Raw genomic sequence first — 18,449 nt, 5'->3', positions numbered from 1 at the left:
GGGATCCTTCCCCGTGCCCGGCCACGTCACCGCTATGAATCCGCTCACTCCCCGGTGTCCGGTCGTCGGGAACGCACTTGTGGATCAAGGATGTTGGGAAAACCGGCCCGTCCATCGGGCTGCACCGCGCACCGCTCCCGGAGTACCCTTCCTTGATCGTTGGGACGGGGTGTCCCCGGCAGTGTCCGGGGGAGCGGAAGGCGGTGCACGGGTGGGCTCGGGAGGGCTGGAGCTGCCTCCTGGTGACGACGGTCACCAGGAGAACTCCACGGACGTTCCCGCCCGGTGCGGTGTCCCTGGCGCGGCCGATGAACACGGGCGCGATCGGTCCGGAACTGGACTGGGACTCCGACGCCTGGCACGAGGTGCGCACACGGGCGCAGCGGGCGGGCCGGGCCTACATCTGGCTCAACCTCGTCGAGCAGCGGCTGCGCGCGGTCGTGGCCGCCGTGCTGCGGCCGGTCTACGAACCCGTGCACGGCGACGACTGGGTGGTCGCCGCGGCCGGACCCGCGGGGCAGGAGTGGGTGCAGCGCGCCGTCGCCGTCCGCGAGGTCAGCCGCCGCAAGGGCTACCTGCTCGATCCGGCCGACGACAATGTCCTCAGCTTCCTCACCCTGCCGCAGTTGCGTGAGCTGATGGTGCAGCACTGGCCGTGCTTCGAGCCCTACATGGACGAGCGCCGGGACGTGGAACTCGCCCTGGACGAGCTGGAGGTCACCCGCAACGTCGTCTCCCGAAACCGGGCCCTGTCCGAGGCGGTGCTGAACCAGGCCGAGCGCGCCTCCGCGCGACTCCTTGAAGTCCTCGGCGCGGGCAGCGACGTGCCGTCCGCGCGCCGGCTGCCGGTCGACGCGGTGGAGGACCTGGTCGGCGACCGCTACGCCGACGTGGTCGCGGTGCACTCCGACCGGGTGCGGCTGCTGCGCCAGTTCCCGGCCGAGGACCTCTTCGGCAGCGCCCGCCGGGTGGACGCTCTCGGCATCGGCCTCAATCTGCTGGTGCAGAACTTCTCCGGCCGCCGCCTGCTGCGCCTGGCCGAGTCCGGCGGCCGGGTGCGGCTGCTCTTCCTGAACCCGGCCTCCAGCGCGATCAAGCGCCGCGAGCGTGAACTCGGCATCAAGCGGGGCGAGCTGAGCCGTGCCGTGGAGATGAACATTCTGCACATGCGCCGGGTGCGCGCGCGGCTGCGGGACCCCGGCGCGTTCGAGATCCAGGTCTTCGACGAGACCCCCCGCTTCACGGCCTACCTCGTCGACGGGGACGGGGCCGACGGCATAGCGGTCGTCCAGTCCTATCTGCGCCGGACGCGCGGGATGGAGGCGCCGGTCCTCGTCCTGCGCAACGGCCGCAACGGCGGCAAGGTCGTCAAGTCCGGCCAGCCCGAGGAGGGCGGACTCTTCCCCACCTACCGCGAGGAGTTCGAGCTGATGTGGGCCGACTCCCGGCCGGTGTCGTGAACGTCGGCCCGGGACCGGAGCGGGGATAAGCGGAATGCGATCCTCTGACTGTCGGTGGCCCGTGCGAAGGTGGGGACCACTGGGGGAACGCACCACCGAGAAGGGGGACCGCCCATGGGCTGGCACCGGGAGCTGCTGATCGGCTTCGACCTGGAGACGACGGGCACCGATCCGCGCGAGGCGCGCATCGTGACGGGCGCCGTGATCGAGGTCAGGGACGGGGAGCCGCTGGGCCGCCGGGAGTGGCTGGCCGACCCGGGCGTGGAGATCCCGCCGGACGCGGTGGCGGTGCACGGCATCACCAACGAACGCGCGGCCGGCGAGGGCCACCTCGCCGACCGGGTCGCGGACGCCATCGCCACCGTGCTCGTGGACCAGTGGCGGGCGGGCGTCCCGGTGGTCGCCTACAACGCCGCCTTCGACCTCACCCTGCTCTCCGCCGAACTGCGGCGCCACGCACTGCCGTCGCTGCGCGAGCGCCTGGGCGGCGCGGACCCCGCCCCGGTCATCGACCCGTACACCATCGACCGCTCCGTCGACCGCTACCGCCGCGGCAAGCGGAATCTGGAGGCCGTCTGCCGGGAGTACGGCGTCCCGCTCGACGCCGCCCACGACGCCGCGGCCGACGCCCTCGCCGCGGCCCGGCTGGCCCGCGCGATAGCCGGCCGCCACCCCAAGGTCGCGGCCCTCGGACCGGCGGAGCTGCACCACCGTCAGATCGAGTGGTATGCCGAGTGGGCGGCGGACTTCCAGAGCTTCCTGCGCCGCAAGGGCGACGCCACGGCCGTCGTCGACGGGACCTGGCCGGTGCGCGAGCCGGCCGACGAGCGGGTCTGACCCGGGCCCGGCACAGGACGCCGGGTCAGAAGGGATACCACCGCACCGCCGGATCCCCGTCCCGCAGCGACGCCACCCGGCGCTCGAACTCGGCCAGCGCACTCGGACTGCTCGGCGCGTGCTGGGCCACCCACGCGCAGCTGGCCGTCTCCCGGGCCCCGCGCAGCACCGCACAGCCGTCCCACTCGCGCACGTCCCAGCCGTAGGTCGCGGTGAAGGCCTCGTAGGCCTCGGCGGACAGCCCGTAGCGGTCCCGGCTGAGCGCCATCACCACCAGGTCGTGCTCACGCAGGTCGGCGGAGAAGGTCTCCAGGTCGACCAGGACCGGACCGTCCGGGCCCACGTGCACATTGCGGGGCAGCGCGTCGCCGTGGATCGGGCCCGGCGGCAGATGCGGGACGAGCGCGGCGGCGGCCGTCGCGAAGCCGTCGCGCCGCTCCCGCAGATACGCGGCGTCCGCCGGGTCGATCACGTCACCCGCGAGCCGCAGCCAGCGTTCCACACCGCCCAGCAGCTCGCGGGGCGGCAGTTCGAAGGGAGGGGAGTCCAGCGCGTGGACCAGCCGCAGCAGCGCGGCCACGTCCCGGGGCTCGGCGGGCCGCACCGGCTCGGGCAGCCGCCGCCACACGGTCACCGGGTGCCCGTCGACGAACAGGGCCGTCGGGTCGGCGGCCCGCACCGCGGGCACACCGGCCTCCTCCAGCCACACCGCGACGGCCAGTTCCCGGCGCGCCCGGTCGAGGAGTTCGGCGTCGCGCCCCACCTTGACGGCCAGCCTGCCCGCGGCGAACACCGCGTTCTCGCCGAGGGCCAGCAGCCGCGCCTCCCGCGCCGGGCCGGGCAGCACCCCCGCCTCGGCCAGCACCTCCCGCGCCCGTGCCTCGTCCATCCTCGCGTGCCTCCGTGTCCGCCGTCGTACCGTGCCGGTCGTGCCGCCACCCGTCGGCCAGTGTCGCATTCGCACAGGTGGAGGCGGGTGCCCGGTGCCATGACGGGCACGACCCCGCGAGGCCCGGAGGAGGACGGCAGCCCCATATCCGCCCGGCGTCGGCGGCGGCCCCCGGGAAAACCCGTTGCCCGTCCCGTGTCCGGCCGCCTAGCGTCCCCTCCGTGGCAGCTTTCAACGCGATCTTCAACTCCGGTCTCGGCCGGGGCTGCACGTACTCCATCAGGATGCGTCGCGGCCCCGGAGCCCTGACCGGCCCGGGGTCCCCCCGCCGCTGACACACGTGGCACACGTGGCACATGTGCGGCGGGGCTGAGCCTCCGCATCTCCTTTTCGCCTTCTCTTCCGGTCAGGGCCCTCGGCTGCCCTTCTCCGCTCCCTTTCACGGAAGACAAGGACCAGGCCATGGCCCGCGCCACCCAGCGTGCCCGCACGCTCTCGCAGAACTTCCTCGCCGACCCCGCCACCGCCGAACACATCGCGCGGCTCGCCGTCCCCGACCGCCGGCACCCGCCCCTCCTGCTCGAAGTGGGCGCAGGCAGGGGCGCCCTCACCGAGCCGCTCGCCCGTCGCAGCCGGGAGCTGCGCGCCTACGAGATCGACCCCGGGCTCCTGACCGGGCTCCGCGCCCGTTTCGCATCCGCCCCGCACGTCCGCGTCGTCGCCGGTGACTTCCTCGCCGCGCGGCCCCCGCGCACGCCGTTCTCCGTCGCCGGGAACGTGCCCTTCTCGCGCACCGCGGACATCGTCCACTGGTGCCTCACCGCACCGGGTCTCACCGACGCCACACTCCTCACCCAGATCGAGTACGCCCGCAAACGCACCGGCGACTATGGCCGCTGGACCCTGCTGACGGTCCTGACCTGGCCGGACCACGAGTGGCGGCTGGTGGGCCGGGTGGGCCGGCACCGCTTCCGGCCCGCGCCGCGCGTCGACGCCGGTGTGCTGCGCCTCGAACGCCGCCGCACCCCGCTGCTCACCGACGCCGCCGCCCGCCGCGGCTGGGCGGACATGGTGGAGCTGGGCTTCTCGGGCGTCGGCGGCAGCCTGCACGCGTCCCTGCGCCGCGTCCACCCCCGGCGGCGGGTGGACGCGGCGTTCCGGGCCGCGCGGCTCGAACCCGGTGTGCTCGTCGGAGAGGTGGCGCCCCGCCGGTGGCTGCGGCTGCACGAGGAGCTGGCACCGTGACGAAAAGGAAGTTGCACGAGACGTATCGTCTCGAATACGTTCGCCGAATGACCAGTCCGAGCAGTCCCGCTCACATCGCCATGTTCTCCATCGCGGCGTACGGCCACGTGAACCCCAGCCTGGAGGTGATCCGCGAGCTTGTCGCGCGGGGGCACCGGGTGACGTACGCGATCCCGCCGCTCCTGGCGGACAGGGTCGCCGAGGCGGGCGCGGAGCCCAGGTTGTGGAACAGTACGCTGCCCGGCCCCGACGCCGACCCGCGGGCGTGGGGGACCACCCTGCTGGACAACGTCGAGCCGTTCCTCGACGACGCGATCCAGGCCCTCCCGCAGCTCGTCGAGGCCTACGAGGGGGACGAACCCGATCTCGTCCTGCACGACATCTCCGCCTACCCGGCCCGCGTCCTCGGCCACCGCTGGGACGTCCCCGTGATCTCCCTGTCCCCGTGCATGGTCGCCTGGGAGGGATACGAGCGGGAGGTCGGCGAGCCGATGTGGGAGGAGCCGCTGAAGACCGCGCGCGGCCAGGCCTACTACGCCCGCTTCCGGGCCTGGCTGGAGGAGAACGGGATCACCCTGCACCCCGATGCGTTCACCGGCGGCCCCGACCGCTCCCTGGTGCTGATCCCGAAGGCGCTCCAGCCCAACGCCGACCGGGTGGACGAGAAGACGTACACCTTCGTCGGCGCCTGCCAGGGCGATCGCACCGCCGACGGCGGCTGGCAGCGCCCCGAGGGGGCCGAGAAGGTCGTCCTCGTCTCCCTCGGGTCCACCTTCACCAAGCAGCCGCGGTTCTACCAGGAGTGCGTCAGGGCCTTCGGTGAGCTGCCCGGCTGGCACACCGTGCTCCAGGTCGGCAGGCACGTCGACCCCGCCGAGCTGGGCGACGTGCCGGACAGCGTGGAAGTACGGAGCTGGGTGCCCCAGTCGGCGATCCTCCAGCAGGCCGACCTGTTCGTCACCCACGCGGGCGCGGGCGGCAGCCAGGAGGGCCTGGCGACCGCCACCCCGATGATCGCCGTACCGCAGGCCGCGGACCAGTTCACCAACGCGGACCTCCTCCAGGGCCTCGGTGTGGCCCGGCACCTGCCCGCCGGGCAGGCGACCGCCGAGGCGCTGCGCACCGCGGCCCTCGCCCTGGTCGGCGACCCGGAGGTGGCGGGGCGCCTGAGCCGGATCCGGGCCGGCATGGCCGAGGAGGGCGGCACCCGACGGGCGGCCGACCTGATCGAGGCGGAACTGACCGCGGCGAGGGCCTGACCGCGGCGAGGGCCTGACCGCTGCGGGGCGGGCGAGGACAGGACGCCGAAGGGCCCGCCGGTTCCCCCGGAACCGGCGGGCCCTTCGAGCCGCTCAGATCCCGACCCGCTCACCCCGCTCCCCGCGCTCGCCCTCGCCGTCCCGGGCCGCCGGGGCGATCGCCCCGGGCGCCTCGTCGTGGGTGAGGTCCGGCAGCCGGTGCAGCCACTTCGGCAGGTACCAGTTGCGCTCGCCCAGCAGGGACATCACGGCCGGCAGCAGCACACCCCGGATGACCGTCGCGTCGATCAGCACCGCCGCCGCCAGGCCCACGCCCATCTGCTTCATGGACTGCATGGACAGCGTGCCGAAGATGGCGAACACCGCGACCATGATGACGGCGGCACTGGTGACGACCCCCGCCGTGGTCACCACCCCGTGCTGGATCGCGTCCCGCGTGGTCCGCCCGCGCAGCCGCGCCTCACGGATCCGCGAGACCACGAACACGTGGTAGTCCATCGACAGGCCGAACAGGATCACGAAGAGGAACAGCGGCAGCCACGTGATGATGGCGCCCACGCCCTCCGCACCCACCAGCGAAGCGCCCCAGCCGTGCTGGAAGACGGCGACCAGGATGCCGTACGCCGCGCCCACCGACAGCAGGTTCAGCACGATCGAGGTGAGCGCGATGGTCAGCGAACGGAACGAAAGCAGCATCAGCGCGAAGGCGAACAGCACCACGAACACGAAGACCGGCAGGACGGACCCGACGAGCTGGTCGTTGAAGTCCTTCGACCCGGCGACCTGCCCGGTGATCGGCGCCTGCACGCCGTCGACCTTGCCGAGCGTGGCCGGCCGTACGTCGTCACGCAGCCTGCTCAGGCTCTCGCCCGCCCGGTCCAGGTCGGAGCCGCCGACCAGCGGGACGTGGATCAGGGCGATGTCGTGCTCCGCGTGCAGCGTGATGTCGACCGGCCCGCGCGAGGCACCCGAACTGACCGCCTGCTCCCGGAAGTCGGCGAGTGCCGCCCGCACCTCGGGCGCGTTGATGTCGTCGGCCTTCACGACCACCTCGGCCGGGTCGGACCCGCCGGGGAAGGCCTCGTTGACCCGGTCGTACGTCTGCACGATCGGCAGCGAGTCGCCGAACTCCTGGTCCAGCGTGAGGTTCTGCGTCTTCATGCCGAGGGCGGGCGCGGCGACGGCCAGCAGCGCCCCGGTCGCCACCGCGGCGGCCAGCAGCGGCTTGGCGAGAACGCGGTTCAGGACGGCCGTCCAGAACCGGCTGCCCTCGGTGCCGCCGGTGCGCCGGCGCCGGCGCAAGAACGGCACCCGCCCCTTCTCCACCCGCTCGCCCAGCAGGGACAGCAGGGCCGGCAGCACCGTCACCGAGCCGACCATGGCGACCGCGACGACCATCAGCGAGGCCAGCCCCATCGCCTCGAACTCGGCGATCCCCGTGAACAGCATGCCCGCCATCGCCACGCACACCGTGACACCGGAGACGACGATCGCCCGGCCACTGGTGGCGGCGGCGATCCTGAGCGCCGTCTGCGCGTCCCGGCCCGCGGCCCGCTCCTCGCGCTCCCGGCGCAGATAGAACAGGCAGTAGTCGACGCCCACGGCCAGACCGACCAGCAGCATCACGGAGTTGGCGGTGTCGCTCATCGGCTGGAGGTGGCTGACCAGACCCATCAGCCCCATCGTCGCGACGATCGCGGTGATCGCCAGCGCCACCGGGACCAGTGCCGCCACCAGCGCGCCGAAGGCGATGAGCAGGATGCCGAGGGCGACCGGGACCGCGGAGTACTCGGCCTTCTTGAAGTCGTCGCCGAACGCGTCGTCGAACGTCTTCATCATGCTGGCGCCGCCGATCTCCTCGATCCGCAGCGACTCGTGGTCCTTCTGGACGCCCTCGACGGCCTTCAGCACCGGTTCGACCCGCTCGCCCGCGGTGTCCGCCTCGCCGCGCATGTCGAACTGCACCAGCGCGCTGCGGCCGTCCTCCGAGATCGTCTTCGCCTCGTACGGGGTGGTCACCCCCGAGACCTCCCCGGTGCCCTGCACCGCCGTGACGACGGCGCCGACGGCGGAGCGGAACTCGGCGTCCGTGGCCGTGAGTCCGTCGTCCTTCGCCTGGATCAGGACGCTCTCACCGGCCGGCTCCTCGATCCCGGCGTCCTCCACGATCCTGGCGGCGGTGCGGGTCTCGCCGCTTATCTGGTCGCTGTCCCTGACATCGACCCGGCCGGCCGCCGAGCCCAGTCCCACGGCCAGGACGACGAACAGTACCCAGATACCGACGGCGGCCCATCGGTGCCGGGCACTCCAGCCGCCGGCTCGGGCGGCTACGCCCCGCACCCGTGAATCTCCGTTCCCCATGACGGGCCTGCCCCCTCGTGCGCGGTGGCAGCCCCCTGCCGCCACCTTTCCTCTCGAAGGTATGGCCCGGACAAGGCCGTCTCGTCGTGCTCCCCGGTGACGTGCGCACGGCCCGGCTCATCCCCCCGTACCGCGCCCTCTCACCGCTGAGGATGACGCCGACCCTTACATCTGTCCGGGCCCGCACGGGAGCCGATCAGGGTGTGCCCGCCGCATCAGGGCCCTCGCGCACCGTTGTTGATTGAGTCACAGGAGCGCGTAGTGGTTGAAGCGGCCACGCCCATCGGCGAGAGTGGCGCGCACGTTCGCCGCGCGGGCGCACGCGGCCGTCGTGCCCACCCCCACGGGGCACGACGGCCGCTTAGGGTGTGGGCATGACGACGATGTACGCGGCGCTGCTGCGCGGGGTCAATGTGGGCGGCGCGAAGAGACTTCCGATGTCCGAGCTGCGCGCGCTCCTCGGGGACCTCGGCCACGACACCGTGAGCACCCACCTCCAGAGCGGCCAGGCCGTCTTCGCCTCCGGGCGCGGCGACGAGGAGTCTCTGGCCGCCGAGTTGGCGCAGGCGATCGAGAAGCGCTTCGGCTTCACGGCCGACGTGATCGTGCGCGACCACGCCTATCTCGAGGCGGTCGCCGAGCGGTGCCCCTTCCCGGCCGCCGACCTGGAGGCCAGGCAACTGCACGTCACCTACTTCTCCGCGCCGGTCGACGAGGAGCGCTTCGCCCCGCTCGACCGGCAGGGCTTCCTGCCCGAGGAGTTCCGCCTCGGCGACCGCGCCCTGTATCTGTACGTGCCGGACGGCCTCGGCCGCTCCAAGCTCGCCGAGGCCCTCGCCAGGCCCCGCGTGAACAAGGGGCTGATCGCCACCACCCGCAACTGGAACACCGTCGTCAAACTCGCCGAGCTGACCGCCCCGTAGCCGCGCGGCGCGGCGCGGCGCTGTCAGGCCCCCACCGCCGCCGGCGCCGGCACCCGGGCCTCGTCGTAGCGCTCCAGCAGCACCCGGGCCACCTCGGCGCAGGGGCCGAGTACGCCCGCGAGTACGTCCGCCCCGGCGGCGCCCCGCGCGATGCGGTCCGGCAGGAAGCCGGGGGCCAGCACGTAGGGGGCGACGGCCACGCGCGCGCAGCCCAGTTCGCGCAGCTGCCGCACCGCGTCCTCGGTGCGCGGCAGCGACGCGGAGGCGAACGCGGGCCGCACGGCGCACCAGCCGGTGTGCCGCCACTGCCGCGCGAGGTCCGCGACGACCGCGATGGCCTCCGGGTCGGACGACCCCGCCGAGGCCAGCACGACCCCGGTCGAGGACTTGTCGGCGGGCGTCAGACCCGCCTCGTACAGCCGCCGCTCCAGCGCCGCCAGCAGCAGCGGCGAGGGACCGAGCACCTCGGCCTGCCGGATGCGCAGCCGCGGCGGCGCGTCCGCCAGGACCGCCGGGATGTCCGACTTGGCGTGGAAGGCGCGGGTCAGCAGCAGCGGCAGCGCCACCACGTCCCGCACCCCCGCCGTGTCCAGGGACTCCAGCACCCCCGCGACCGAGGGGACGTTGAAGTCCAGGAACCCCGTCTCCACCCGCACCTCCGGGCGCAGCGACCTGACCCGGCGGACCAGGGCGTGCACGGCCGCGGCGTGCCGCGGGTCGCGGCTGCCGTGGGCGACGACCAGCAGGACCGGCCGGGCCGGGTGGCTCCGGCGGACCGGCCGGGCGTGACGGTGCACGGGGTGCGTGGGGTGCATGGGGTGCCTCAGCTCTTCACCAGCAGACCGCGGCTGCGCAGCACCCACCGCTCCAGCGGGCTGAAGAACAGCAGGTCGATGGCGACGCCGACGATCAGGATCAGCAGGATGGCCTCGAACACCATGGCCATGTCGCTGGCGTTGCGGCCGTTCTCCAGCAGTTGGCCGAGACCCACCCCGAGGTCGGGGAAGGACGCGATGATCTCGGCGGCCATCAGCGAGCGCCAGGAGAACGCCCAGCCCTGCTTGAGACCGGCCACATAGCCGGGCAGCGCGGCCGGCAGCACGATGTGCCAGGTGCCCTTGAGCCCCGTGGCCCCCAGCGTGCGGCCGGCCCGCAGGAACAGCGGGGGCACCTGGTCGACGCCGGACACCAGCCCGTTGGCGATGGACGGCACCGCGCCGAGCAGGATGACGGCGTACATCATCGAGTTGTTCAGGCCCAGCCAGATCACGGCCGGCGGCACCCAGGCCACCGACGGCAGCGACTGGAGGCCGGACAGGATCGGGCCGATCGCCGCGCGCACGAGCTTCACCCGTGCCACCAGCAGCCCCAGCGGGGTGCCGATCAGCAGGGCGAAGCAGAAGCCGAGCAGGCCGCGCGAGACGCTGGTCCAGATGTAGCCGAGCAGGTCGCCCCGGAGCCAGGCGTCCTGGACGACGTCCCACACGGCGGACGGCGCGGGCAGCTTGGTCGGGTCGTCGACGACCTTGAAGGAGACGAGTGCCTGCCACACCGCCACCACCAGCAGCACGGCGACGACCGGCGGCAGGATCTTCTCCACGAAGGTCTGCCGGAAGGGCTTGCGGCCCTGCTGCACCGTCTCCAGCGCGTCCAGGCCCGCCTCCAGACCGGCGAGATCGCCGCCGTCCGGGGCGCCGGTGTCCTTCGCGTCGGCGTCTCGCGCGTCGGCGTCCTTCGCGGTGGCGTCCGGGTCCGCGCCTTCGGCCGGGTGCGTCGTGTCAGTGCTGGCCATGGCGGCGGATCTCCCCACGCAGTTCTTCGGTGATCTCGACGGACAGCTCCGCCACGGCGGTGTCCTCGATGCGGCGCGGCTGCGGGATGCCGACCTCCCACTCGCGGGCGATGCGCCCGGGGCGGGAGGACAGCAGCACCACGCGCTCCGCGAGCCGCACGGCCTCGCGCACATTGTGCGTGACGAACAGCACGGACACCCGCGTCTCCCGCCAGATGCGGGTCAGCTCGTCGTGCAGCACGTCCCGCGTGATGGCGTCCAGCGCCGCGAACGGCTCGTCCATCAGCAGCAGCCTGCTCTCCTGGGCCAGCGCCCGCGCCAGTGCCACCCGCTGGCGCATCCCGCCCGACAGCTCGTGCACCCGCTTGCCGTACGCGCCGCTCAGCCGGACGAGTTCGAGCAGTTCCTCCGCCTTCGCGCGCCGCTCGGGCTTGGACACGCCCCGCAGTTTCAGGGCGAGTTCGATGTTCTTGCCCGCGGTCAGCCACGGGAACAGGGCGTGTTCCTGGAACATCAGGGCCGGCCGCCCGTCCGTGCTGATCTCGCCGGCGCTGGGCCTGTCGAGGCCCGCCACCAGGTTGAGCAGCGTGGACTTGCCGCAGCCGGAGGCCCCCAGGAGGGTGACGAACTCACCCGGCGCCACATCGAGGGTGATGTCGTCCAGCACGAGCTGCTGCCCGGCGGGGCCCGTGAAGGACTTCGATACGTGTGCGAGCCGGGCGGCGTGCGCGGCCGGCTCGACGCCGTCGGCGGCCTTGGCGGGCGTCGTGGTCGTGGCCATGGTCGTCACCTCCTGGGGACGGTCGGGATCCGGGCCTACTTGACGCCGAGCCCGGCGTCGTCGACCGCGGGCTCGCCCTTGGCCTTGAGGATCTTGTTGAGCGGCGCGAGGTCGTAGATGCCCTGGAGGTTCGGCTTGTCCAGGAGACCGGCCTTGACGGCGTGCTCGGCCTGGGCGTCGAGGGTGGCGGCCAGCGGGTCGTCGGTGATCTCGATCGACTTCCACGCCGGGTCCAGGACATCGTCCGGCAGCGCCTTGCCGGTGTCCTTCTCCAGCTGCTTGTTGGCCGCGGCCTTGGCCTCGTCCGGGTTGGCCTTGATCCACTCGTTGGTGTCGACGGAGGCCTTCAGCACCGCCTCGACGGCCTTGGGGTGCTCCTTGAGGAACTTCTGCGACACGATGATGTTCGTGATCACGAACTTCTTGTCCGGCCACAGCGTCGACTCGTCCAGCAGCACCTTGCCGCCCTCGGAGACCAGCTTGGACGCGGTCGGCTCGGGCACCCAGGCACCGTCCAGGGAACCGGCCTTGTAGGCGTCCGGGGTGACCTTGTTGTCGCTGCGCACGACCGTCACGTCACCCTTGCCGCTCTGCGCGTCGACCTTCCAGCCCTGCTCGGCGATCCAGTTGAGGAACGCCACGTCCTGCGTGTTGCCGAGCTGCGGGGTGGCGATCCGCTTGCCCTTGAGGTCGTCCAGCGACTTGATCTTGTCCGGGTTCACCACCAGCTTCACCCCGCCGGAGGCCGAACCGCCGATGATGCGCAGGCTCTTGCCGTTCGACTTGGTGTAGCCGTTGATCGAGGGGGAGGGGCCGATCCAGCCGATGTCGATGGAGCCGGAGTTCAGCGCCTCGATCTCGGAGGGGCCCGCGTTGAAGGTCGCGTACTTGGCCTTGGTCGCGCCCAGCTCCTTCTGGAAGAAGCCCTTCTGGTTGCCGACCAGGGCGGTGGCGTGGGTGACGTTGCCGAAGTAGCCGATGCGGACGGAGTCGAGACCGTCGATCTTCTCGGCACCCTCGGCGACCTTGGACGTGTCGTCGCCCTCGGACTCCGAGCCGTACCCGCAGGCGGCGAGGGTGAGCAGGGGAAGGGCGGCTATGACCGCAAGCGAGCGGCGCAGAGCGGTGGTGGCAGGCACGGGAGGTGTTCCTCTCGTTGGCCCGGCGGTCACACCTGTTCGGTTCGTCCGAGTCGTCAGGTCGTGGCCGGGAGGTCGGCTGGTCTTCGGCTGTGCGGGTGGGGGGTGAGGGCGCGCGGGCAGTGCGCGTACGTCAGCGCGCACATCGCGCCACTCCGCCCTGCCCGCTGCCGAGAGCACCGCTGCCGACGCGGCCGCCCTCTTTCGCGAACGTGGAGTAGAAGTCGGGAGAGTGCATGCTCAGAAGTCCCACCCCTCGTCGTCCGCCGCGTCCTTGACGGGCTCCGGGGCGGCGAAGGACTCGCCGACCATGCCGGCGGTGAGCGTGGTGCCGTCGCCGGGGTCGATCAGGATGAAGGAACCCGTGCGGCGGGAGTCGGCGTAGGAGTCGGCGGGCAGCGGCTCCGCGGTGCGGATCTTCACCCGGCCTATGTCGTTGGCGACGAGCTGTCCGGGGTGCGGGTGCAGGGACAGGTCGTCCAGCGTGAGCCGGGCCGGGATGTCCCTGACGATCGCCTTGACGGTGCGGGTGCCGTGCTTGAGCAGCACCCGGTGGCCGACGGTGAGCGGCGCGTCGGCGACGTGGCAGACGGTGGCCTCGACATCCTGGCTGGTGGCCGGCGCGTCCTGGCGGGGCACGATCAGGTCGCCGCGCGAGACGTCGATGTCGTCCTCCAGCAGCAGGGTGACCGACTGCGGTGTCCAGGCGGCGTCGACCGGGGTGCCGAGCAGGTCGATGCCGGACACCTTCGAGGTGCGGCCCGAGGGCAGCACCTTCACCTCGTCACCGACGCGGAAGGTGCCGGCGGCGATCTGGCCCGCGTAGCCGCGGTAGTCGGGGTGCTCGGCGGTCTGCGGCCGGATCACGTACTGCACGGGCAGCCGGGCGTGGCAGTGCGCCAGGTCGTGGCTGACCGGGACCGTCTCCAGGTGTTCGAGCACGGTCGGGCCGCCGTACCAGTCCATGACCGCCGAGGGCTCCACCACGTTGTCCCCGGCGAGCGCCGAGATCGGGATGGCGGTGACCTCGGGCACGCCCAGCTCGGTGGCGTACGCCGTGAACTCCTCGGCGATGGCGGCGAACACGGGTTCCCTGTAGTCGACCAGGTCCATCTTGTTGACGGCCAGGACGGCGTGCGGGACGCGCAGCAGGGCGGCGATCGCGGCGTGCCTGCGGGTCTGCTCGACGACGCCGTTGCGGGCGTCGACCAGGATCACCGTCAGCTCGGCGGTGGAGGCACCGGTGACCATGTTCCGGGTGTACTGCACGTGCCCGGGGGTGTCCGCCAGGATGAACCGGCGGCGCGGGGTGGCGAAGTAGCGGTAGGCCACGTCGATGGTGATGCCCTGCTCGCGCTCGGCCCGCAGGCCGTCGGTGAGCAGCGCGAGGTCGGGGGCCTGCTGGCCGCGGCTCGCGGAGACCCGCTCCACGGCCTCCAGCTGGTCGACGAGGACCGACTTGGAGTCGTGCAGCAGCCGGCCCACCAGGGTGGACTTGCCGTCGTCGACGGACCCGGCGGTGGCGAACCGCAGCAGGGTGGTCTCCGTCGCCTGCTCGACCGACAGGGGTTCGACGGGTTCGGTGGGGCTGGTCATGGCTAGAAGTACCCCTCGCGTTTGCGGTCTTCCATCGCGGCCTCGGACATCTTGTCGTCGGCACGCGTCGCGCCGCGCTCGGTGAGCCGGGAGGCGGCGATCTCGGCGATCACCTTCTCGATGCTGTCGGCGTCGGAGTCGACGGCGCCGGTGCAGGACATGTCGCCGACGGTGCGGTAGCGCACCCGCCGCCTGACCACCCTCTCGCCGTCCTTCGCACCGCCCCACTCGCCGGCCGTCAGCCACATCCCGGCGCGGGCGAAGACCTCGCGCTCGTGCGCGTAGTAGATCGGCGGCAGTTCGATGCCCTCGCGGGCGATGTACTGCCACACGTCCAGCTCGGTCCAGTTGGACAGCGGGAAGACGCGGACGTGCTCACCGGGGGCGTGCCGGCCGTTGTACAGGTTCCACAGCTCGGGGCGCTGGCGGCGCGGGTCCCACTGGGAGAACTCGTCGCGCAGCGAGAACACCCGCTCCTTGGCCCGCGCCTTCTCCTCATCACGGCGCCCGCCGCCGAAGACCGCGTCGAACCTCTCCGTCTGGATCTTCTCCGTCAGCGGCAGCGTCTGCAGCGGGTTGCGGGTACCGTCCGGGCGCTCCTTGAGCACGCCCCGGTCGATGTAGTCCTGCACGGAGGCGACATGCAGCCGCAGCCCGTGCTCGCGGACCGTGCGGTCGCGGTAGTCCAGGACCTCGGGGAAGTTGTGCCCGGTGTCCACGTGCAGCAGCGAGAACGGCACGGCGGCCGGCGCGAACGCCTTCAGCGCCAGGTGCAGCATGACGATGGAGTCCTTGCCGCCGGAGAACAGGATCACCGGCCGCTCGAACTCGCCCGCCACCTCACGGAAGATGTGCACCGCCTCGGACTCCAGGGCGTCGAGGTGGGAGAGGGCGTACGGGCTGCCCCTGCCCTCCTCCACCGCGGCGGACGTCATGGACGTTGTCATGCCAGTCCCCTTTCGGTGAGCAGCGTGTGGACCGCCGCGGCGGACTCCTGGACGGTCTGGTCCTGCGAGTCGATGCGCAGGTCGGGCTTGACGGGCTCCTCGTAGGGGTCGTCCACCCCGGTGAGTCCCGTCAGTTCACCGGCGGCCTGCCTCGCGTACAGGCCCTTCACGTCGCGCACCGAGCACACCTCGACCGGGGTGGCCACGTGCACCTCCACGTACGCCGTGCCGTTCGCCTCGTGCCGCGCGCGGACCGCGTCCCGGCTGTCCGCGTACGGCGCGATCACCGGGACCAGCGCCACGACGCCGTTGCGGGCGAGGAGTTCGGCGACGAAGCCGATGCGCTGCACATTGGTGTGCCGGTCCGCGCGGCCGAAGCCGAGGCCCGCCGAGAGGAACTCGCGGATCTCGTCGCCGTCGAGCAGTTCGACGCGGCGGCCCTCCTCGCGGAGCCGGCCGGCCAGCTCGTGGGCGATGGTGGTCTTGCCGGCGCTGGGCAGACCCGTGAGCCAGACGGTGGCTCCGGTCGTCACGTGGTGCTCCCTGGAGGTCGATGGTCCGGTGGTCGTCGCCGTGTCAGCCATGCAGCCCGCACTCGGTCTTGGAGCGGCCCGCCCAGCGGCCGGCGCGGGCGTCCTCGCCCTCCAGCACACGGCGGGTGCACGGCGCGCAGCCCACGGAGGCGTAGCCGTCCATGAGCAGCGGATTGGTCAGGACGCCGTGCTCGGTGACGTACGCCTGCACATCGTCCTGCGACCATCGCGCGATGGGGGAGATCTTCACCTTGCGCCGCTTGTCGTCCCAGCCGACCACCGGGGTGTTCGCCCGCGTCGGCGACTCGTCGCGGCGCAGCCCGGTCGCCCAGGCCTGGTAGCCCTCCAGGCCCTCCTCCAGCGGCCGCACCTTGCGCAGCGCGCAGCACAGGTCGGGGTCGCGGTCGTGCAGCCCCGGGCCGTACTCGGCGTCCTGCTCGGCGACCGTCCGGCGCGGGGTGAGCGTGATGACGCGCACGTCCATCACGGCCTCGACCGCGTCCCGGGTGCCGATGGTCTCGGGGAAGTGGTAGCCGGTGTCGAGGAACACCACGTCCACGCCGGGCCGGGCGCGGGAGGCGAGGTGGGCGACGACCGCGTCCTCCATGGAGGAGGTCACGCAGAAGCGGCTGCCGAAGGTGTCGGCGGCCCATCGCAGGATGTCCAGCGCGGAGGCGTCCTCCAGCTCACGGCCCGCCCGCTCGGCGAGTGCCTTGAGTTCCTCGGTCGTACGCTCTTCCCGGACCGCCGTCATATCGGTTCCCCTCCCGTGGAGTCGGGCTGAAGACCCCGGGCGAGCAGCCCGAGGAACTTCAGTTGGAATGCGCGGTTGCATGCCGCGCATTCCCAGGCGCCGTGGCCTTCCTCGTGGGGACGCAGGTCCTCGTCGCCGCAGTAGGGGCAGTAGAAGGGAGCGGCACGCTCGCTCACGACAGGGCCTCCTCGGAGGCGCGGGCCGCCCAGGTGGCGAAGCGCTCGCCGTCCTCGCGTTCGGCGCGGTAGCGCTTGAGGACGCGCTCCACGTAGTCCGGCAGCTCCTGCGCCGTGACCTTCAGGCCGCGCACCTTGCGGCCGAAGCCGGGCTCCAGGCCGAGCGCGCCGCCCAGGTGCACCTGGTAGCCCTCGACCTGCTCGCCCCGGTCGTTCAGGACCAGCTGACCCTTGAGGCCGATGTCCGCGGTCTGGATGCGGGCGCAGGCGTTGGGGCAGCCGTTGACGTTGATGGTGAGGGGCTCGTCGAAGTCCGGCAGGCGGCGCTCCAGTTCGTCGATCAGCGAGGCGCCGCGCGCCTTGGTCTCGACGATGGCCAGCTTGCAGAACTCGATGCCGGTGCAGGCCATGGTGCCGCGCCGGAAGGTGGAGGGCCGGGCGGTCAGGTCGAGCGTCTCCAGGGACTCCACCAGGGAGTCGACCTGGCCCTCCGCGACATCCAGGATGATCATCTTCTGCTCGACCGTGGTACGGACGCGGCCCGAGCCGTGCGCCTCCGCCAGGTCGGCGATCTTGGTCAGGACCGTGCCGTCGACGCGGCCCACGCGCGGGGCGAAGCCGACGTAGTAGCGGCCGTCGCGCTGCCGGTGCACACCGACGTGGTCGCGCCAGCGGCTGACGGGCTCGGCGGGCGCCGGGCCGTCGGTCAGCTTCCGCTTCAGGTACTCGTCCTCCAGCACCTGGCGGAACTTCTCCGCGCCCCAGTCGGCGACCAGGAACTTCAGCCGGGCGCGGTTGCGCAGCCGCCGGTAGCCGTAGTCGCGGAAGATGGAGATGACGCCCTCGTGGACGTCCGGCACGTCCTCGATGGGCACCCAGGCGTTCAGGCGGACCCCCAGCTTGGGGTTGGTGGACAGGCCGCCGCCGACCCACAGGTCGAAGCCCGGCCCGTGCTCGGGGTGCTCGACGCCGACGAAGGCCACGTCGTTGATCTCGTGCACCACGTCGAGGACCGGCGATCCGGAGATCGCGGTCTTGAACTTGCGGGGCAGGTTCGAGTACGCCGGGTTGTTCAGGACGCGGCGCTTCATCTCCTCCAGCGCCGGGGTGCCGTCGATGATCTCGTCCTCGGCGATGCCCGCCACCGGGGAGCCGAGCATCACGCGGGGCGTGTCGCCGCAGGCGGTCACCGTGGACAGGCCGACGCCCTCCAGGCGCTGCCAGATCTCGGGCACGTCCTCGATCCGGATCCAGTGGTACTGGACGTTCTGCCGGTCGGTGAGGTCGGCCGTGCCGCGCGCGAACTCCTGCGAGATCTCGCCGATGACCCGCAACTGCCGGGTGGTCAGCGCGCCGCCGTCGATGCGCACGCGCAGCATGAAGTAGCGGTCGTCCAGTTCCTCGGGCTCCAGGACGGCCGTCTTCCCGCCGTCGATGCCCTGCTTGCGCTGGGTGTACAGCCCCCACCAGCGCATCCGTCCGCGCAGATCGCCGGGGTCGATCGAGTCGAAGCCCCGCTTGGAGTAGATCGTCTCAATCCGTGTCCGTACGTTGAGACCGTCGTCGTCCTTCTTGGTCTGCTCGTTGCCGTTGAGCGGGGTGAAGTGACCCGCTGCCCACTGACCCTCGCCGCGGTGACGGCTCACCTTGCGGCGGGGGGTCGCGGCAGCGGGCTTCGGCGGGGTGGCGGTCATGGTGTGACACGTCCTTCGGGACAGACGGAGAGCGGCTCTGACCTGCGCGCGCGGGCACAGGGC

General features: G+C 72.3%; 16 protein-coding genes and 1 pseudogene. 5 read left to right on the top strand and 12 right to left on the bottom strand.

The window, feature by feature from the left end:
* Positions 1–211 precede the first annotated feature (211 nt).
* Positions 212–1,460: pseudogene (locus tag AC4IHM_RS06345) on the top strand (DUF5919 domain-containing protein).
* Between the two features lie 114 nt (positions 1,461–1,574).
* Positions 1,575–2,297, top strand: a complete 723-nt coding sequence (locus tag AC4IHM_RS06340; RefSeq protein ID WP_490866104.1) for a 3'-5' exonuclease — start codon at positions 1,575–1,577, stop codon at positions 2,295–2,297.
* Between the two features lie 25 nt (positions 2,298–2,322).
* Here AC4IHM_RS06340 and AC4IHM_RS06335 read toward each other — a convergent pair whose 3' ends face one another.
* Entirely contained in the window at positions 2,323–3,186 is an 864-nt protein-coding gene (locus AC4IHM_RS06335) for a phosphotransferase enzyme family protein (RefSeq protein WP_490866103.1), read from the bottom strand.
* 462 nt (positions 3,187–3,648) lie between these two features.
* Here AC4IHM_RS06335 and erm(O) point away from each other — a divergent pair, with 462 nt between their 5' ends.
* Together erm(O) and mgt are read left to right on the top strand one after the other, a co-directional pair.
* Entirely contained in the window at positions 3,649–4,431 is a 783-nt protein-coding gene (gene erm(O), locus AC4IHM_RS06330) for a 23S rRNA (adenine(2058)-N(6))-methyltransferase Erm(O) (protein ID WP_490866102.1), read from the top strand.
* 47 nt (positions 4,432–4,478) lie between these two features.
* On the top strand, positions 4,479–5,690 hold the full coding sequence (mgt, locus tag AC4IHM_RS06325) for a macrolide-inactivating glycosyltransferase (protein WP_490866101.1): 1,212 nt from the start codon (positions 4,479–4,481) through the stop codon (positions 5,688–5,690).
* A 93-nt stretch (positions 5,691–5,783) separates the two neighbouring features.
* On the opposite strand, the gene AC4IHM_RS06320 is transcribed toward mgt, so the two are convergent.
* Positions 5,784–8,051: an MMPL family transporter gene (locus AC4IHM_RS06320; protein WP_490866100.1), complete on the bottom strand. Its 2,268-nt coding sequence runs from the start codon at positions 8,049–8,051 to the stop codon at positions 5,784–5,786.
* Positions 8,052–8,425: 374 nt separating this feature from the next.
* On the opposite strand from AC4IHM_RS06320, the gene AC4IHM_RS06315 reads away from it, so the two are divergent.
* Entirely contained in the window at positions 8,426–8,974 is a 549-nt protein-coding gene (locus AC4IHM_RS06315; RefSeq protein WP_490866099.1) for a DUF1697 domain-containing protein, read from the top strand.
* A 23-nt stretch (positions 8,975–8,997) separates the two neighbouring features.
* On the opposite strand, the gene AC4IHM_RS06310 is transcribed toward AC4IHM_RS06315, so the two are convergent.
* From AC4IHM_RS06310 to sirA, 10 genes are all read right to left on the bottom strand, one after another.
* On the bottom strand, positions 8,998–9,789 hold the full coding sequence (locus AC4IHM_RS06310; RefSeq protein ID WP_490866098.1) for a sirohydrochlorin chelatase: 792 nt from the start codon (positions 9,787–9,789) through the stop codon (positions 8,998–9,000).
* An 8-nt stretch (positions 9,790–9,797) separates the two neighbouring features.
* Positions 9,798–10,766: an ABC transporter permease gene (locus tag AC4IHM_RS06305; RefSeq protein WP_490866097.1), complete on the bottom strand. Its 969-nt coding sequence runs from the start codon at positions 10,764–10,766 to the stop codon at positions 9,798–9,800.
* On the bottom strand, positions 10,753–11,547 hold the full coding sequence (locus tag AC4IHM_RS06300) for an ABC transporter ATP-binding protein (RefSeq protein WP_490866096.1): 795 nt from the start codon (positions 11,545–11,547) through the stop codon (positions 10,753–10,755). Before AC4IHM_RS06300 ends, AC4IHM_RS06305 begins: the two co-directional genes overlap by 14 nt.
* Before the next feature lie 35 nt (positions 11,548–11,582).
* On the bottom strand, positions 11,583–12,686 hold the full coding sequence (locus tag AC4IHM_RS06295; RefSeq protein WP_490866095.1) for an aliphatic sulfonate ABC transporter substrate-binding protein: 1,104 nt from the start codon (positions 12,684–12,686) through the stop codon (positions 11,583–11,585).
* 240 nt (positions 12,687–12,926) lie between these two features.
* The gene (locus AC4IHM_RS06290; RefSeq protein WP_490866094.1) at positions 12,927–14,282 is read right to left on the bottom strand and encodes a sulfate adenylyltransferase subunit 1; all 1,356 of its coding nucleotides are present in this window, start codon (positions 14,280–14,282) and stop codon (positions 12,927–12,929) included.
* Between the two features lie 2 nt (positions 14,283–14,284).
* The gene (cysD, locus tag AC4IHM_RS06285; RefSeq protein WP_490870774.1) at positions 14,285–15,217 is read right to left on the bottom strand and encodes a sulfate adenylyltransferase subunit CysD; all 933 of its coding nucleotides are present in this window, start codon (positions 15,215–15,217) and stop codon (positions 14,285–14,287) included.
* 8 nt (positions 15,218–15,225) lie between these two features.
* Complete coding sequence (gene cysC, locus AC4IHM_RS06280; RefSeq protein WP_490866093.1) at positions 15,226–15,762, bottom strand: adenylyl-sulfate kinase; 537 nt, start codon at positions 15,760–15,762, stop codon at positions 15,226–15,228.
* 43 nt (positions 15,763–15,805) lie between these two features.
* Entirely contained in the window at positions 15,806–16,516 is a 711-nt protein-coding gene (locus AC4IHM_RS06275; RefSeq protein WP_490866092.1) for a phosphoadenylyl-sulfate reductase, read from the bottom strand.
* Complete coding sequence (locus AC4IHM_RS06270; protein ID WP_490866091.1) at positions 16,513–16,692, bottom strand: hypothetical protein; 180 nt, start codon at positions 16,690–16,692, stop codon at positions 16,513–16,515. The genes AC4IHM_RS06275 and AC4IHM_RS06270 overlap by 4 nt, the downstream gene beginning before the upstream one ends.
* Complete coding sequence (gene sirA, locus AC4IHM_RS06265; protein WP_490866090.1) at positions 16,689–18,386, bottom strand: sulfite reductase SirA; 1,698 nt, start codon at positions 18,384–18,386, stop codon at positions 16,689–16,691. Before sirA ends, AC4IHM_RS06270 begins: the two co-directional genes overlap by 4 nt.
* Positions 18,387–18,449: the final 63 nt, after the last annotated feature.

Source organism: Streptomyces sp. SL06, from assembly GCF_058244745.1.
The sequence above is the reverse complement of the archived record's forward strand: the minus strand, read 5'-3'. Positions and strand labels throughout refer to the sequence as shown.